The sequence below is a fragment of the Sphingomonas bacterium genome (assembly GCF_028289855.1).
Taxonomy (GTDB): Bacteria; Pseudomonadota; Alphaproteobacteria; order Sphingomonadales; family Sphingomonadaceae; genus Sphingomonas.
On record NZ_JAQGKZ010000040.1, the window covers coordinates 14,591 to 30,039 of the forward strand.

The 15,449-nt window shown below is 65.1% G+C and carries 13 protein-coding genes and 1 pseudogene; 7 read left to right on the top strand and 7 right to left on the bottom strand.

The window, feature by feature from the left end:
* Positions 1 to 49 precede the first annotated feature (49 nt).
* On the bottom strand, positions 50 to 1,798 hold the full coding sequence (locus JWM94_RS03710) for a class I adenylate-forming enzyme family protein (RefSeq protein WP_299421983.1): 1,749 nt from the start codon (positions 1,796 to 1,798) through the stop codon (positions 50 to 52).
* Positions 1,799 to 1,920: 122 nt separating this feature from the next.
* On the opposite strand from JWM94_RS03710, the gene JWM94_RS03715 reads away from it, so the two are divergent.
* The 7 genes from JWM94_RS03715 (at position 1,921) to JWM94_RS03745 (ending at position 10,372) form a co-directional block, all read left to right on the top strand.
* Complete coding sequence (locus JWM94_RS03715; RefSeq protein ID WP_299421986.1) at positions 1,921 to 3,144, top strand: serine hydrolase; 1,224 nt, start codon at positions 1,921 to 1,923, stop codon at positions 3,142 to 3,144.
* A gap of 95 nt (positions 3,145 to 3,239) precedes the next feature.
* The gene (locus JWM94_RS03720; RefSeq protein ID WP_299421987.1) at positions 3,240 to 5,276 is read left to right on the top strand and encodes a 3-hydroxyacyl-CoA dehydrogenase NAD-binding domain-containing protein; all 2,037 of its coding nucleotides are present in this window, start codon (positions 3,240 to 3,242) and stop codon (positions 5,274 to 5,276) included.
* Complete coding sequence (locus tag JWM94_RS03725) at positions 5,276 to 6,619, top strand: amidase family protein (protein ID WP_299421989.1); 1,344 nt, start codon at positions 5,276 to 5,278, stop codon at positions 6,617 to 6,619. Before JWM94_RS03720 ends, JWM94_RS03725 begins: the two co-directional genes overlap by 1 nt.
* On the top strand, positions 6,616 to 7,056 hold the full coding sequence (locus tag JWM94_RS03730) for a VOC family protein (protein WP_299421990.1): 441 nt from the start codon (positions 6,616 to 6,618) through the stop codon (positions 7,054 to 7,056). Before JWM94_RS03725 ends, JWM94_RS03730 begins: the two co-directional genes overlap by 4 nt.
* A gap of 5 nt (positions 7,057 to 7,061) precedes the next feature.
* Entirely contained in the window at positions 7,062 to 8,216 is a 1,155-nt protein-coding gene (locus tag JWM94_RS03735) for an acyl-CoA dehydrogenase family protein (RefSeq protein WP_299421993.1), read from the top strand.
* A gap of 120 nt (positions 8,217 to 8,336) precedes the next feature.
* On the top strand, positions 8,337 to 9,464 hold the full coding sequence (locus JWM94_RS03740; RefSeq protein WP_299421995.1) for an acyl-CoA dehydrogenase family protein: 1,128 nt from the start codon (positions 8,337 to 8,339) through the stop codon (positions 9,462 to 9,464).
* Entirely contained in the window at positions 9,464 to 10,372 is a 909-nt protein-coding gene (locus tag JWM94_RS03745; RefSeq protein WP_299421998.1) for an acyl-CoA thioesterase II, read from the top strand. Before JWM94_RS03740 ends, JWM94_RS03745 begins: the two co-directional genes overlap by 1 nt.
* On the opposite strand, the gene JWM94_RS03750 is transcribed toward JWM94_RS03745, so the two are convergent.
* From JWM94_RS03750 to JWM94_RS03775, 6 genes and pseudogenes are all read right to left on the bottom strand, one after another.
* The gene (locus JWM94_RS03750; protein ID WP_299422000.1) at positions 10,373 to 12,097 is read right to left on the bottom strand and encodes an alpha/beta fold hydrolase; all 1,725 of its coding nucleotides are present in this window, start codon (positions 12,095 to 12,097) and stop codon (positions 10,373 to 10,375) included.
* A 15-nt stretch (positions 12,098 to 12,112) separates the two neighbouring features.
* Positions 12,113 to 12,406: a putative quinol monooxygenase gene (locus tag JWM94_RS03755; protein WP_367185860.1), complete on the bottom strand. Its 294-nt coding sequence runs from the start codon at positions 12,404 to 12,406 to the stop codon at positions 12,113 to 12,115.
* A 2-nt stretch (positions 12,407 to 12,408) separates the two neighbouring features.
* On the bottom strand, positions 12,409 to 13,209 hold the full coding sequence (locus JWM94_RS03760; protein WP_299422005.1) for an SDR family NAD(P)-dependent oxidoreductase: 801 nt from the start codon (positions 13,207 to 13,209) through the stop codon (positions 12,409 to 12,411).
* A gap of 130 nt (positions 13,210 to 13,339) precedes the next feature.
* Positions 13,340 to 14,104, bottom strand: a complete 765-nt coding sequence (locus JWM94_RS03765) for an SDR family NAD(P)-dependent oxidoreductase (RefSeq protein WP_299422008.1) — start codon at positions 14,102 to 14,104, stop codon at positions 13,340 to 13,342.
* A 19-nt stretch (positions 14,105 to 14,123) separates the two neighbouring features.
* Positions 14,124 to 15,188 (bottom strand): phosphotransferase family protein, encoded by a 1,065-nt coding sequence (locus JWM94_RS03770; protein ID WP_299422011.1) that lies wholly within the window; start codon positions 15,186 to 15,188, stop codon positions 14,124 to 14,126.
* A gap of 1 nt (position 15,189) precedes the next feature.
* Positions 15,190 to 15,449 (bottom strand): annotated as a pseudogene (locus JWM94_RS03775) (alcohol dehydrogenase); the annotation flags it as partial.

The window sequence follows — 15,449 nt, forward strand, 5'->3', positions numbered from 1 at the left end:
GCGGAAGCATAACGATGGCCGGGGAGCGCGGTTCCCGCGTTAACGACGCTTAGGCCGCCGCAGTCTCGCGATCCTCGAACAAGCCCTTCAGATCCTTCTTCATGATCTTGCCGTTGGCGTTGCGGGGCAGCGTTTCGTGAACGAAGCGTATCGCGACCGGCGTCTTGAACGCGGCGATGCGTTCGCGGACCCATGCCTGGAGCTCGGCTTCGCTCGCAGTCTCGCCGGGCGCGAGGTGGACAACCGCCGCGGGCTCCTCGCCCAGCGTGCGATGCGGCAAGCCGATCACCGCGCAATCGGTGACCGCCGGATGCGCGTAAAGCACGTTCTCGACCTCGGACGAATAGATGTTCTCGCCGCCGCGGATCACCATGTCCTTGGCGCGGTCGACGATATAGACGAACCCTTCGTCGTCGAGCCGCGCAAGGTCCCCGGTGCGGACCCAGCCGTCCACGAAGGTCTCGGCCGACGCCTCGGGCTTGTTCCAGTATCCTTTCACGATCATCGGCCCGCGCGCCCACAGCTCGCCCACCTCGCCCGGCGGCAGCACGGTGACGCCATTGTCGGCGCGGATTTCGAGGTCGGCGGTCGCGACCGGCGGCCCGGCGCTGGTCGGGCGATTGAGATAATCCTCGCCACCGTGATGCGTGACGGTCGCCATCGTCTCGGTCATCCCCCAGCCGTTGCCGGGCAATGCGCCGAATTCCTCGAAGATTTTCTTGACCAGTTCGGGCGCCGACGGCGCGCCGCCGTAGGCGATCGCCTCGATCGAGGAGAGATCGTATTTGTGGCGGTCGGGATGCTCGATCAACTGCCACGCTATGGTCGGGACGCCGCCGGTGATGTGGACGCCCTCGCGCTCGATGATCTCCATCGCCTGGACCGGCTCCCACTTGCGCATGAAGATCAGCGTGCCGCCGCTCGCCAGCGTGCCCATCAGCGAGGCGCTGCACGCCGTGACGTGGAACAGCGGGATCACGGTCAGGCCGACGCGCGGCGTGGGATCGGGGATCGGCTCGCCGCGGCGCAGGAAGCTGCGTGCCGACGAATAGCCGCCCGACATGATGTTGGTCATCAGATTGCGGTGCGTGCCGAGCGCGCCCTTGGGATTGCCGGTGGTGCCGCTGGTGTAGAAAATCGTCGCATCGTCGTCGCTGTCGATATCGACCCGCGGGCGGTCGATGTCGGGCAGGTCGGCCCAGGTCTTCGATGTCCCGATGATATCCTCGAGCGCAGTCGTCCCCTCGATCGGTTCGCGCGAGCGTGCCACGATCAGATGCGCGACCCCCTTCATCGCGGCGAGATGGTCGCGGATTCGCTCATGCCGTTCGGCATCGACGATCAACACCTTGGCGCCCGAATCGTTGATGCCATATTCGAGTTCGGCGCCGGTCCACCACGCGTTGAGCGGCACCGCGATCGCGCCCAAGGTCGTAATCGCGAAGAAGATCACCGGCCATTCGGGCAAGTTGCGCATCGCGAACGCGACGCGGTCGCCCTTTCCGACGCCCATGCCCTTCAGCGCTCGGGCGAGCGTTGCGGTCGCGCGGTAACTGGCCTCGTAGTCGACTCGCTCGTCGTCGAGGATGGTGAAGATGCGCTCGCCATGCGTGCGCGACAGATCGAGCAACTGCCCCAGATCGTTCGGCGCATTTTTCCACACACGAGTCGGCACGCCGCGGATCGTCACGGTGGCCATTTCGAACTTCGATCCCGGCGCGGTCAGTTCGTCCGCCGCATCCTTCAGCGACACTTTGGGCCAGTTCGGGTCCAGCGCGATCACGGGCTCGGTCGACACATGCTCTCCGTCTGTCTGTTCCGCGGTTTCACACCGCCGGATTTGCGCTAACGTTAGAGTTGATTTGCGCGCCGCTCAAGGCAATAGAGAAACACAATTAGAAACGAGGGTATGGACGAGCGATGCTGATGAAAGCACCCGAGAAGCATGGATTCGATGCCGCACGGCTGCGCCGGATCGATGGCTTCCTGAAGGACCGGTACCTCGATTCGGGCAAGCTGGCGAACGTCCAGCTGCTCGTCGCGCGCGATGGCGAGATCGTCCATTTTTCGAGCCAGGGCGCGGCGCGCGAAGGATCGGACAAGGCGATCGACGAGGGATCGCTGTTCCGCATCGCCAGCATGACCAAGCCGGTCACGTCGATCGCGTTCATGATGCTGGTCGAGCAGGGACTGGTCGCGGTCGATACGCCGGTCCACCACGTATTGCCCGAGTTCAAAGGGATCGGCGTGTTCGAGGCTGGCGGCGGGCCCGTCCCGTTCCAGACCAAGCCGACCGCACAGCCGATGCGGATGGTCGATTTGCTGCGCCATACCTCCGGGCTGACCTATGGGTTCCAGCACCGTTCGAACGTCGATGCCGCATATCGCGCGGGCAAGCTGGAGAATTGGCACGGCGGACACGACCTCGACTCGTTCGTCGGCGCGCTGGCCGCGATTCCGCTCGAATTCTCGCCCGGCGAAGCGTGGAACTACTCGGTTTCGACCGACGTCCTCGGCGCCGTCATCCAGCGCGTGTCGGGCATGCCGCTCGACCAATTCTATCGCGAGAAGATTTTCGCGCCGCTCAAGATGGATGACACGTTCTTCGACGTGCCGGCGGACAAGGTCGACCGGCTGACCGATTGCTACACGTTCGTCCCCGGCAAGGGCCGCATCATGTACGACCGCGCCGAAGAAAGCGCCTGGGCGAAGAAGCCCAAGTTCCTGTCGGGCGGCGGCGGGCTGGTATCGACCGCGCTCGATTATAATCGTTTCTGCCAGATGTGTTTGAACGGCGGCGAGCTCGACGGCGTGCGGCTGGTCGGGCGCAAGACAATCGAGCTGATGACGATCAACCATTTGCCGGGCGATTCGGATTTGGCGACGATGTCGCGCTCGCTGTTCAGCGAAGCGTCGCTCGCGGGCACCGGGTTCGGGCTGGGCTTCGCGGTCAACATGAACCTTGCGCCCGGCATGGTGCAGGGATCGGTCGGCGAATATTATTGGGGCGGGATGTTTTCGACCGCGTTCTTCATCGATCCGGTCGAGCGGCTCAACATGGTGTTCATGACTCAGATGAGCCCGTCGAGCACGTATCCGATCCGGCGCGAATTGAAGACGCTGATCTATTCGTCGCTGACCTAAAATACCGTGCTCCGGCGTAGGCCGGAGCGCTGGCCACCAAGGCCGTCGCTGGCGGCCAACGCTCCTGCCTTCGCAGGAGCACGCAGGAGAGAAGAATGTCCGACGCCCCTCCCTCGCCGATCCGCACCGAACGCCATGACGACGTGCTCGTCATCATCTCGAACAACCCGCCGGTCAACGCGCTCGGCGCGGCGGTGCGGTCGGGGCTGGAAGCGGGCGTCAACGAAGGGCTGGCCGATCACGCGATCAAGGCGATGGTGATTCGGTGCGACGGGCGGACGTTTTTCGCCGGCGCAGACATCACCGAATTCGGCAAACCGATGCAGGGGCCGGGGCTCGGCACGGTGATCGACATGATCGAGGCTTCCGACAAGCCGGTGGTCGCGGCGATCCACGGCACCGCGCTTGGCGGCGGGTGCGAGGTCACGCTCGGCTGTCATTACCGCGTCGCGGTGCCGTCGGCGAAGATCGGCACGCCCGAGGTCAAGCTCGGCCTCCTCCCGGGTGCCGGCGGAACGCAGCGCATCCCGCGCATCGCGGGCGTCAAGCTGGCGCTTCAGATGACCGCGGTCGGCGATCCGATTTCGGCCAAGGCGGCGCACGAAGCGAGGTTGATCGACAGGATCGTCGGCGAGGATTCGCTGGAAGCCGACGCGATCGCTTTCGCGCGCGAGGTCGCGGACAAACGCCCCCTGCCCCGCGCCAGCGAAAAGACTGCAACTGCCGACCCCGAAGCGGTCGAGGAATTCAAGAAAGCCAACGCGCGCAAGTTCCGCGGGTTCGACGCGCCCGCCGCCAACATCCGCTGCGTCGAGGCCGCGACCACCGGTTCGTTCGCCGACGGCATCGCGACCGAGCGTGCCGAATTCATGAAGCTGATGATGGGCACGCAATCGGCCGCGCAACGCTACATGTTTTTCGCCGAGCGCCAGGCCGCCAAGGTAGACGACATCCCCGCCGGCACCGAGCTCCGCAAGATCGCCAAGGTCGGCGTGGTCGGCGCGGGCACGATGGGCGGCGGGATCGGCATGAATTTCCTGAGTGCCGGCATCCCGGTAACGATCGTCGAGACTGCGCAGGAAGCGCTCGACCGCGGCGTCGGGGTGATCCGCCGGAATTACGAGAATTCGGCGAAGAAAGGCCGCTTCACACAGGAAAAGGTCGAGGCGATGATGGGGATCCTGACCCCGACGCTCAGCCTCGACGACCTCAAGGATTGCGATCTCATCATCGAGGCGATCTACGAGAATATGGACGTCAAGAAGGAGCTGTTCGGCAAGCTCGACGCGATCGCCAAGCCTGGCGCGATCCTCGCGTCGAACACATCTTACCTCAACATCGACGAGATGGCGGCGGTCACCAGCCGCCCCGGCGATGTGATCGGCATGCACTTCTTCTCGCCGGCCAACGTCATGAAATTGCTTGAGGTCGTGCGCGGCGCCAAGACCGCGCCCGATGCGCTCGCCACCGTGATGGCGCTGGCCAAACCGATCGGCAAGGTCGCGGTGGTCAGCGGCGTGTGTCCCGGCTTCATCGGCAACCGCATGTTGTCGCAGCGCCAGGGGCCGGCCAACGCGATGCTGATGCAGGGTGCGCGGCCCGAACAGATCGACAAGGCCTTGGTCGATTTCGGCTTCCCGATGGGGCCGTTCCAGATGGGCGACCTTGCCGGGGTCGATATCGGCTGGCACCGCGACCCGACCAAGCTCGACACGATCCGCGAAGTGTTGTGCGCGCGCGGCCGCTGGGGACAGAAGACCGGCAAGGGCTGGTACGATTACGACGAGAAGCGCAACCCGACGCCGTCGGCCGAAGTCGCCGGGATCATCGAGGATTTCCGCAGCCGGTCGAACCAGGCCAAGCAGGAATTCACCGACGAGGATATCATCGCCGCGACCGTCTATCCGATGGTCAACGAAGGCGCCAAGATCCTCGATGAGGGCGTGGCGCAGCGCGCGTCGGACATCGATACGGTGTGGATCTACGGCTATGGCTGGCCGGTATATCGCGGCGGGCCGATGTTCTGGGCGAACACCGTCGGGTTGGACAAGGTTGTCGCCGGGCTGGAAAAGAATGGCGTCGCGGTGTCGCCATTGCTCAAGCGTAAGGCGGAGGCAGGCGAGAAGTTCTGATGGCGACGATCGCTTCCACCCGCCCCGCCGTGAGCGAACGCGGCGCGATCGAAACCGCAAAGGCGATCCGCTCGGGCGAAACCACCGCGTTGCTCGAAACCGAAGCCGCGATTGCACGGATCGAAGCGCGCGACGGGCCGATCAACGCGGTCGTGGTGCGCGATTTCGACAGCGCGCGGCATCAGGCGCAGGAAATGGACCGGCGGCTGGCGGCGGGCGACACTGCCTCGTTGCTCGGCGTGCCGATGACGGTGAAGGAAAGCTTCGACGTCGCTGGACTGCCGACGACATGGGGACTGGAGCCTGCGAAAGACTTCATTCCCACCAACGACGCGGTCGCGGTCAAGCGATTAAAGGCGGCGGGCGCCGTTATCCTCGGCAAGACCAACGTACCCCCCCTGCTCGCCGATCTGCAATCGAATAACCCGATCTACGGGCGCACCAACAACCCGCACGATCATAGCCGGGTCGCAGGCGGATCGTCGGGCGGGTCGGCGGCGGCGCTGGGGTCGGGCATGGTGCCGCTGGAAATCGGCAGCGACATCGGCGGGTCGATCCGAGTCCCCGCCGCGTTCAACGGCGTGTGGGGACATAAGCCGACCTTCGGCGCCCTGAGCCGCGACGGCCATTACTTCCCCGGTACCGACGGTGCGCCGGGCGAATTGTCGGTGATCGGTCCACTGGCGCGCAACGCCGACGATCTGGCGCTTGCACTCAATATCCTGAGCAACCATCCGCTCAAGCGCGCGGGCAACCGTCCGGCGAGCGAGTATCGCGTGCTGGTGCTGAACGAGCATCCCTCGGCGCGCGTAGCCACACCAATCGCGGCGGCGCTCAATGAACTGGCCGATGCGCTCCACGATCTCGGCGTACACATCGATCGCACCAGCGATTTGCTGCCCGATCTGGAGACCCAGCAGCGCGCTTATATGAAAATGCTCAACATCACGATCGCGCGCGGCGTGCCGCAGGATGGGGCAGCACCGACGACGCTGATCGAATGGTTCGATCTGCGAGACGAACAGGTGCGAAACAAGCGCCAGTGGAACCAGCTGTTCGGCCAGTATGATGCTGTGATCGCGCCTACTTTGGGCGTCACTGCCTTCCCGCACGACGCGACGCCGCTGCCCAAACGCATTCTTGAGATAGATGGCGACGTGACGCCCTTCGGGCTGCAATTCGCCTTTCCCGGGCTCGCCACCTTCCCGATGCTGCCTGCGACCAGCGTGCCGATCGGGGTCGATCCCGACGGCATGCCGATTGGCGTGCAAGTGATCGCAGACACATTCAACGATCACACCGCCATCGCCGTCGCGCGGTTGGTCAATGGAGCGATGCCATGACCGACACCGCCACCGCCGAAGCCCCCGCCGCCGATCTGTCGGCATACAAATTCCGGCTCAATTTCTTCAAGCTGGTGGTCAAAGACGCCGGGGCGATGACGTCGTTTTACCAGCGCGCCTTCGGGTTCGAGGAGCGCAACCGCGTCGCGATGACCGGGCTGATCGAAGTGATGCTGGCGATGCCTGGAGAGGCGTTCAATCTCGTGCTCTACCAACATACCGACGGGCGCGAGATCGATATCGGCAGCGGCTATGGCCCGGTCGGATTCCTGACCCGCGACGTCGATGGCGCGTACAGCCATGCGCTCGACTGCGGCGCGACCGCCGCTCGCGCACCGTTCGATCTGCCGAGCATGCGCATCGCCTTCGTCAACGACCCCGAAGGCCACCAGATCGAAATGATCCAGTTTGCGCGCCCAGCCGCGGCCAAGGAGTGAATGCGATGAGTGACCTGGAAACCTTCCGCGCCGACACGCGCGCCTGGCTGGAGGCGAATTGCCCGCCGGAGATGCGCGAGCCGGTGCGCAGCGACAAGGACGCGGTGTGGGGCGGGCGCGACCAATCGATGCTGAGCCCGGCGCAGAAGGCGTGGATGGACAAGATGGGCGCGCGCGGCTGGACCGTGCCCGACTGGCCCAAGGAATATGGCGGCGGCGGCCTGTCGCCGGCGGAAAGCAAGATATTGCGCGAGGAAATGCAGCGTATACGCGCGCGCAACCCGCTCAATTCATTCGGTATCTCGATGCTCGGGCCAGCGTTGCTCAAATACGGCACCGAAGTGCAGAAGCGCGAACATCTGCCCAAGATCGCGCGCGGCGAAATCCGCTGGTGCCAAGGGTATTCGGAGCCGGGCGCCGGGTCCGACCTGGCTGGCTTGCAAACCTCGGCGGAGGATAAAGGCGACTATTACCTCGTCAACGGGCAGAAGGTGTGGACTAGTTATGCCGACCAAGCCGACTGGATCTTCTGCCTCGTGCGCACCGACAAGTCGGTCAAGCAGGCGGGGATCAGCTTCGTGCTGTTCGACATGGCGAGCGAGGGCGTGTCGACCAAGCCGATCCTGTTGATCAGTGGCTATTCGCCGTTCTGCGAAACCTTCTTCGACAATGTGAAAGTCCCCAAGCAAAACCTTGTTCACGAAGAGAATAAGGGATGGGACGTCGCCAAATATCTACTCGGGCACGAACGCGAGATGATCAGCGGGATGGGGCTCGGCGCAGCGGGCGGCAATCCGCTGGTCGAGGCGGCGAAAAAGGGTGCCGACACGATCCTGCGCGGCCAGATCGCGTTGTTCGAAATCCGCGCTAAGGCGTTCAACGCAATGTCGGAAAAGTTCATCGACGATCTCAAGGGGGGTAAGGCGCACCCAGCGCAACCGAGCATGATGAAATATTACGGCACTGAGCTCAACAAGTCGCGCCATGAGCTGATGATGGCGGCGGGCGGCTCCGACGCGCTCGAATGGGAGAGCGAACGATCGAACAAGGGCAGCGGCCCGCGCGCATGGTTGCGGACCAAGGCAAATTCGATCGAGGGCGGGACGAGCGAGGTCCAGTTGAACATCATTTCGAAGCGGATTTTGGAATTGCCGTCCTAGCCCAACAATTCAACCGTCACCCCGGCCTTGTGCCGGGGTCCACTCATCCACCCACGCTTCGATTTTTGAGGCACGGTGGACCCCGAAAAAAGTCCGGGGTGACGCATAGAAAGACGTTTGATGCCCCTCTATCTCAACGACGAACAGGCGATGCTGCGCGACACGGCGAAGGATTTCATTGCCGAGCATGCCCCCGTCAAACATATGCGTGCGCTACGCGACGCCAACGACCAGACCGGCTTCAGTCGCGATCTATGGAAGTCGTTCGCCGAGATGGGCTTCACCGGCATTCTGATCGGCGAGGACAATGGCGGGCTGGGCTTGGGTCATGTCGAGGCGGGCGTGGTGCTCGAGGAGATCGGCCGCAACCTGTCGCCCTCCCCATTTCTCGCCACCGCTGTGGCGGCAGTCGAGGCGCTGAAAGGTACCGCGCAGGCGGGCAAGTATTTCCCCGGCATCCTGTCGGGCGACACCGTCGCGGCGCTGGCGATCGACGAGCAGGCGAAGTTTCGGGATTCGGTCGCGCTCAAGGCCGAGCGATCGGGCAACGGGTTCAAGCTGACCGGCAAGAAGCAGTTCGTCGCGCACGGTCACGTCGCCGACCTCATCATTGTCGCCGCGCGCACGGCGGGGTCGGCCGATGACGAAGACGGCGTGACGCTGTTCGCGGTCGACAAGGGTGCCGCTGGCCTGACCGCCGAGGCCGAGCGCATGGCCGACTCCAGCCTTACCACCCGCCTCGACTTCGACGGCGTCGAGGTCACCGCCGACGCGGTGATCGGCGAGGTCGATGCCGGGCGCGATCCGCTCGACCGCCTGCTCCGCGCCGGGCGCACCGGGGCGGCGTCCGAACTGCTCGGCGTCGGCGGCGGGACGATGGACATGACGGTCGAGTATCTCAAGCAGCGCAAGCAGTTCGGCGTTTTGATCGGTAGTTTCCAGGCGCTCCAGCACCGCGCCGCGCATCTCTATTCGGAAATGGAAGTCGCGCGCGCCGCGACGCTGCGCGCGCAACAGATGCTCGATAGCGGATCGGACCGCGCCGACGAGGCCGTGTCGGTCGCCAAGGCACAGGCCGGGCTTGCCACAATGCTCGCGGTGCAGGAGGGCGTGCAGATGTTCGGCGGGATCGGGATGACCGACGAATTCGACATCGGCTTCTACATGAAGCGCCAGCGCGTGCTCGCCGAAATGTTCGGCGATGCCAACTTCCATGCCGACAAATTGGCGCGTAACGCCGGTTATTGATGGCTGAAGAAGATTCCAAACCGCACCGGCGATTGACGCCCGAAGAGCTCGTCGCCGGGCTCGTCACGTTGCTCGACGTCGAGGAGCTCGACACCGACCTGTATCGCGGGATCAAGCTCCCCGGCGGGCGCGGGCGCGTGTTCGGCGGGCAAGTGATCGGCCAGGCGCTGCAGGCCGCGCAACGCTCCGCCGAGGGCAAGGACGCGCATTCGCTCCACGCCTACTTCATGCGCGCGGGCGACGACGCGTTGCCGATCGTGTACCGCGTGGTGCGCGATTTCGACGGCAAGAGCTTCGCCACACGCCGCGTGATCGCGACGCAGAACGGCCAGCCGATCCTCAACATGGCAGCGAGTTTTCAGGTCGCCGAGGCCGGTCTGCACCATCAGGACGCCTTCCCCGCCGACATTCCGCCGCCCGAAGAGCTCCAGTCCGAGAGCGAGCTCCGCGTCGAGGCGGCGCAGCACATGCCCGAAGAGCATCGCGCGCGCTTCCTGCGCTGGGCGAGCCCGATCGACGTCCGCCCTTTGCATCCGCGCAACTGGTTCTCCCCAGTCGCGCGCGATCCGGTGACGTATAGCTGGATCAAGGCGCTGGCTCCGCTGGGCGATGACAGCGCGATGCATCGCGCGATCCTGGCCTATGCCAGCGACATGGGACTGATGGCGACGAGCATGATGCCGCACGGGGTCAACTGGATGACGCCAGGCATGCAGACCGCCAGCCTCGACCATTCGATGTGGTTCCACGAGGATTTCCGCGCCGACGAATGGTTGCTCTACGCGATGGACAGCCCGTGGGCGGGGCATGGCCGGGGCATGAACCGGGGCAGCATCTTCACCCGCGACGGCCGGCTCGTCGCCAGCGTCGCGCAGGAAGGGCTGATCCGGAAACGCGAGCCGCGCTGATCAATTCCAGGCGTGGGTCGCGGTACCGGCGCAGACGTAGAGCGTGACGAGCAATCCGATCAGCACCGCGCCGGGCCGATAACTGCCGGTGCGGCGCCACGCGAACGTCGCGAGCAAGCCGACCACGATCAGGATTGGCACGAATTGTAACGCGACGACGGTGCTCAGCGGGTCGAACCCGGTGATCAGCGTGCCCGTGGCAAAGAACAGGCCGTAGATGATCACCAGCATCAAGGTGATGCCCAGCGCCGACGCCGCGACCGCGGTGCCATAGGCCGCCGCGCGCGACTCGCCGGCGATCGCGAACCGCCGCAAACCGCCCAGCGACCAACTAAACGCCAGCGTGAACGGCACCACGTAGATGCATGCGATCAGCGCTTGGCGCGGCGTCGGAACGCGCAGCCCGATTACCCAGAAGCGCAGGTCGGTCAGGAACAGCCGGTCGACAAGGACGAGCACGGCATAGCCGACCGCGACGGTCGCGACGGCGATTCCGATCGCGACCGGCCACGGCGCCTCGGTTCGAGGCGGCAGCGGCGGCGCGAACCGCGCCAGCCACAGACCCGCCGCGCCGCTCAGTAGCGCCCACAGCACAACCTGATTTGTAATCCCCTGCGGCAGCAGCCCGAACGGCGGCACGCCCAGCGCGCCGGCGATGAAGGCGGGAAAGAACAACAGCGCTGGAACCAACGTCGTCAGCAACAAACCTCGCCGCCAACGACTATCACGGATCGCCGACCCAACCACCGCTGTGCCCCGCACCGCGTGGAACCGGCGGCTGCGGCTCAACAGATCAAACGTGCCGGCGATCAACGCGACGAACCCGATCAGGCCGATCCCGGTGCCGACTTCCTTCCAGTACCAGATTTGATCGCTCGCCGGACGCGGACGGCCGCCCTTGAGTGTGATCGTGAACCAATCGAGCGCTCGACCGATCGCCTCGCGGGAAAAATGATCCCCCGGATGCGTCGTTGTCGGCTGAAACAATATCCGCGCGGTCCCGGCGTCGACCGATCCATAGAACCGGCCAGCCACGACCGGCGCGTTGATGCCGAACACCGCCTGCAACTTCGCGCTGTTAGGTACGTCGATCGCGCGGTCGCTGTTCCACATCAGCTTGGAAAATTCGTCGTAGCGCGAATAGACCAGCGCGAGGTTGCGCGGCCAGGTCGGGTCCCCGTCTTTGGCAAACGGTTTGCCGGTCGACGATCCTTCGAGCACGATCGAGCGATACGCGTCGGGCATCGCGGCGGCGGCGGCGAGCACGGTCCAGCCGCCCATGCTGTGCCCCTCCAGCCCGATCTGGTCGCGGTCGACGAACGGCAGCGCGCGCAGATAGGCCAGCCCGTCAGGTCCGCCGAACCCGTTGGCGAACGCCTTGCCCCCGCTCGCGCCATGCCCGGTCTGATCGAGCGCCAGCACGACATAGCCGCGCCGCGCGAACTCGATCGCGAAGCCGTCCTGCGTCTCGCGCGAGTTGATATAGCCGTGCACCGCCAGAATGCCGGGCGCGGGATGCTGTGCGTCCACGCCGGACGGCACATAGAGCAACGCGCTCATCTCGGTCCCGTCGGCGCCGGCGAAGCGGATGTCGCGCACCGAAACGCCGTCCGCCGTCTGGATCAACGACGCAAGCAACGCGCCGGCCAGGATCAGCGCAAACCCCAGTATGGCAAGCCAACCGCGTGGTTTGACCGCTATGGCCTGTTCGCCTTCATTCGCCACTTCCCGCTCCCCTTTTCAGACCGCCACGCCGTCGTCCGCCTCATACAGCGTAAGGTCGCGGTCGCCGATGCCGATCGCACCGAACTGCGCGCGCCATGCCGCCATGTGCGGTGTCGCGAAATGCGCGTCGAGCGCGGCGCGGTCGCGCCAGCGCTCGCTGATGTGGATAACGCACGGATCGAGCACGTCTTGCGCGTAATTGTACGCCAGACAGCCATCCTCGGCGCGGCTGGCGGCCAGCATCGCCGCCATCGCCGGCCGCGCGCGGTCGATCGCGCCGTCGGGGATGCGAACGGTGCCGACGATCACGATCACACCGCCGTCCGCCCATATTCCTGCTTGGTCACCGGATGGCTCGACGACAGCCCGCCGTCGACCGCGATCGCCTGGCCGTTGACGTAGCTCGCGGCGTCGCTGGCGAGGAACGCGGCAACCTCCGCCAGTTCCTCGGGCTGCGCGCCGCGCCGTAAGGGGTTGAGCCGACCGACGCGGTCCATCTTCCCCGCTTCGCGCGCGTAATCGAAGGTGGGCTTGGTCATGCCGGTTTCGGTCAGGCCGGGACAGATCGCATTGACCCGCACGTTCGACCCCGCAAGCTGCTGCGCGGAGGTCTTGGCGAGGTTGATTACCCCGGCCTTCGACGCCGAATAGGCCGGCGACCCGGCACCCGACCGGATGCCAGCGACGCTGGCGGTCAGCACGATCGCCCCGCCGCCGCGCTCCGCGATTTTCGGCGCGGCGTGCTTGATCGCCAGATACGGGCCGATCAGATTAACGCGCAGCACTTCGGTGATCAGCGCGACGTCGGTGTCGAAGATGTTGGCCATACCGCCCGAAATCCCCGCATTGGCGAAGATGATGTCGAGCCCGCCGAAGCTATCGACCGCTAACTGAACGGTGCGGATCACGTCCTCTTCGAGCCCGGCGTCCATCTGGATCGCGACCGCGGTGCCGCCCGCGTCGGTGATCAGCTTGGCGGTGGCGTCGGCGCCATCGGTCTTGTCGGCGACGACCACCTTTCCGCCCTCGCGCGCGAACAGCAATGCGGTGGCACGGCCGATGCCGGAGCCTGCGCCGGTGACGATGATCGATTTGTCGGTGAACCTAGGCATCAAACTCTCCTTATTCGTCATGCCGGACTTGTTCCGGCATCCACCGGGCGGCTTGACCGGCACCAGAGCCTCTTGTTCCGCGCTATCGGCGCGGTGGACCCCGGAACGAGTCCGGGGTGACGGGTTGCGATTAAATCGTCACGCCACCATCCATCACGATAACCTGCCCCGTTGTGAACGCCGCCGCCTTCGAAGCCAGGAACACCACGCCGCCGGCAATATCCTCCGGCTCGCCGATCCGCCGCAGCGGAACCGACCGGCTGGCGGCTTCCTGGCGCTTGGGATCGTCGACCAGCACCTTCGCGAAATCGGTGCGGATCAGCCCCGGCGCGATACAGTTCACGCGGACATTATCCGGCCCGTATTCGTGCGCGAGGTTGCGTGCGAGCTGCATGTCGGCGGCTTTTGAGATACCATACGCGCCAATAACGGGGGTGCCGCGCAACCCGCCGATCGACGAGATGATGATCACCGACCCGTCCTTGCGCGCGCGCATTTCGGGCGCGACCATCGAAATCAGCCAGTGGTTCGACACGATATTGTTGTCGAGGATCTTGCGGAATTGCTCGTCGGTGATGCCGGCCTGCGGCCCGTAGTACGGGTTCGACGCGGCATTGCAGACGAGGACGTCGATTTGCCCGAACGCGGCGCGGGTTTCATCGACCAGATTCTGCAGCGCGTCCTTGCTCGAGATATTCGCCGCAACGGCGATCGCGGTGCCCTTCCCATATTTGGCGTTGAGCTCGGCGGCGACCGCGTCGCATGCGTCCTGCTTGCGGCTGGAGATCACGACCTTCGCACCATGCTCGGCCAGCTCGAACGCGCTCGCTTTGCCGATCCCCTTCGACGAGCCGGTGATGACCGCGACCTTGCCGGTCAGATCGAATAGCGACATTGCCCTCTCCTCTCGTCGTTCAGGCGCCCGCTTTTTGCGCGAAGGCCCAGGCCGAATCCGCCAGCCGATACACGCCCGCAGCCGACTTCTCGGCCTGCGCACTCGATGCCGTGCCCTCGACGATCCGTTTCTTGATGCCCTGGACGATCCCGGTCAGCCGGAACAAATTGTACGCGAAATACCAGTTGAGGTCAGGCACGCCGTCGCGCCCGGTCGCGGCGCAATAGCGCGCGGTCATGTCCTCGATCGTCGGGATGCCGCTGTCGCCGCCCGCCACGCCCTCGACACCCGAGCGGCCTTCGGGCTTGGTCACCCAGCTCATCAGGAAATAGCTGAAATCGGCTAGCGGGTCGCCGAGCGTCGAGAGCTCCCAGTCGAGCAACGCGATCACGCGGTTTTCGGTCTTGTGGAACATCATGTTGTCGATGCGGTAATCGCCGTGCACCACCGCCGTGCGCGTCTGCTCGGGCAAGGTGCGCGGGAGATACTCGATCAGGCTCTCTACCGCGGGCATGTGCTCGGTTTCGGCGAGTTTGTATTGCTTGGTCCAGCGCGCGACCTGGCGCTCGAAATAATTGCCCGGCTTGCCGTATTCGCCCAGCCCCGCCGCGACGTAATCGGTGTTGTGTAGCGCGGCGAGCGTGTCGCACATCGCGTTGTAGATACCGGTGCGCTCTTCAGGCTCGTAGTCGGGCAAGGTGCCGTCCCACAGGTTGCGCCCGTCGGCGAAGCCCATGACGTAGAAGTCGGCGCCGACCACGTCCGGGTCGGTGCACAGGCCGTACGGCCGCGCGACCGGGAAACCGGTCGGGTACAGTCCGGCGATGACTCGGTATTCGCGGTCGACCGCGTGCGCCGACGGCAGCAGATTGCCGAACGGCTTGCGGCGCAGGACGTATTGGCCCGATTTGGCGTCGATCTTGAACGTGGGGTTGGACTGACCGCCCGCGAATTTCGTATAGCTCAGCGGCCCCGCAAACCCCTCGACATTCGCTTCCATCCACGTGGTCCGCTTGCCCTCATCGAGCCGGTCCTTCTCGGCCACCTCGATCGGCTTGGGCGCGTCGTCGGGATGCGCGGACATGTCAGGTGAACTCGATCACGCTGCGCGCGGCGTCGCCCTTGCGCAGTTCGTCGAACGCATGGTTGATGCGATCGAGCGGCATGCGCTCGGCGATGATGCTGTCGAGGTCGAGCAGCCCGCGCAGGTAGAAATCGACCAGCCGGGGGATATCGACCGGGAAACGGTTGCCGCCCATCAACCCGCCCTGCAATTTCTTGGACCCGAGCAAGTCCAGCGCCGACAGACCCACGCTCGTGCCGAGCGGCATCATGCCGAGGATCG

Coding starts and splice junctions, on each gene's coding strand:
- JWM94_RS03715 (WP_299421986.1), top strand. CDS start 1,921: ATGCTGATGAAAGCACCCGAGAAGCATGGATTCGATGCCGCACGGCTG.
- JWM94_RS03720 (WP_299421987.1), top strand. CDS start 3,240: ATGTCCGACGCCCCTCCCTCGCCGATCCGCACCGAACGCCATGACGAC.
- JWM94_RS03725 (WP_299421989.1), top strand. CDS start 5,276: ATGGCGACGATCGCTTCCACCCGCCCCGCCGTGAGCGAACGCGGCGCG.
- JWM94_RS03730 (WP_299421990.1), top strand. CDS start 6,616: ATGACCGACACCGCCACCGCCGAAGCCCCCGCCGCCGATCTGTCGGCA.
- JWM94_RS03735 (WP_299421993.1), top strand. CDS start 7,062: ATGAGTGACCTGGAAACCTTCCGCGCCGACACGCGCGCCTGGCTGGAG.
- JWM94_RS03740 (WP_299421995.1), top strand. CDS start 8,337: ATGCCCCTCTATCTCAACGACGAACAGGCGATGCTGCGCGACACGGCG.
- JWM94_RS03745 (WP_299421998.1), top strand. CDS start 9,464: ATGGCTGAAGAAGATTCCAAACCGCACCGGCGATTGACGCCCGAAGAG.
- JWM94_RS03760 (WP_299422005.1), bottom strand. CDS start 13,209: ATGCCTAGGTTCACCGACAAATCGATCATCGTCACCGGCGCAGGCTCC.
- JWM94_RS03765 (WP_299422008.1), bottom strand. CDS start 14,104: ATGTCGCTATTCGATCTGACCGGCAAGGTCGCGGTCATCACCGGCTCG.
- JWM94_RS03770 (WP_299422011.1), bottom strand. CDS start 15,188: ATGTCCGCGCATCCCGACGACGCGCCCAAGCCGATCGAGGTGGCCGAG.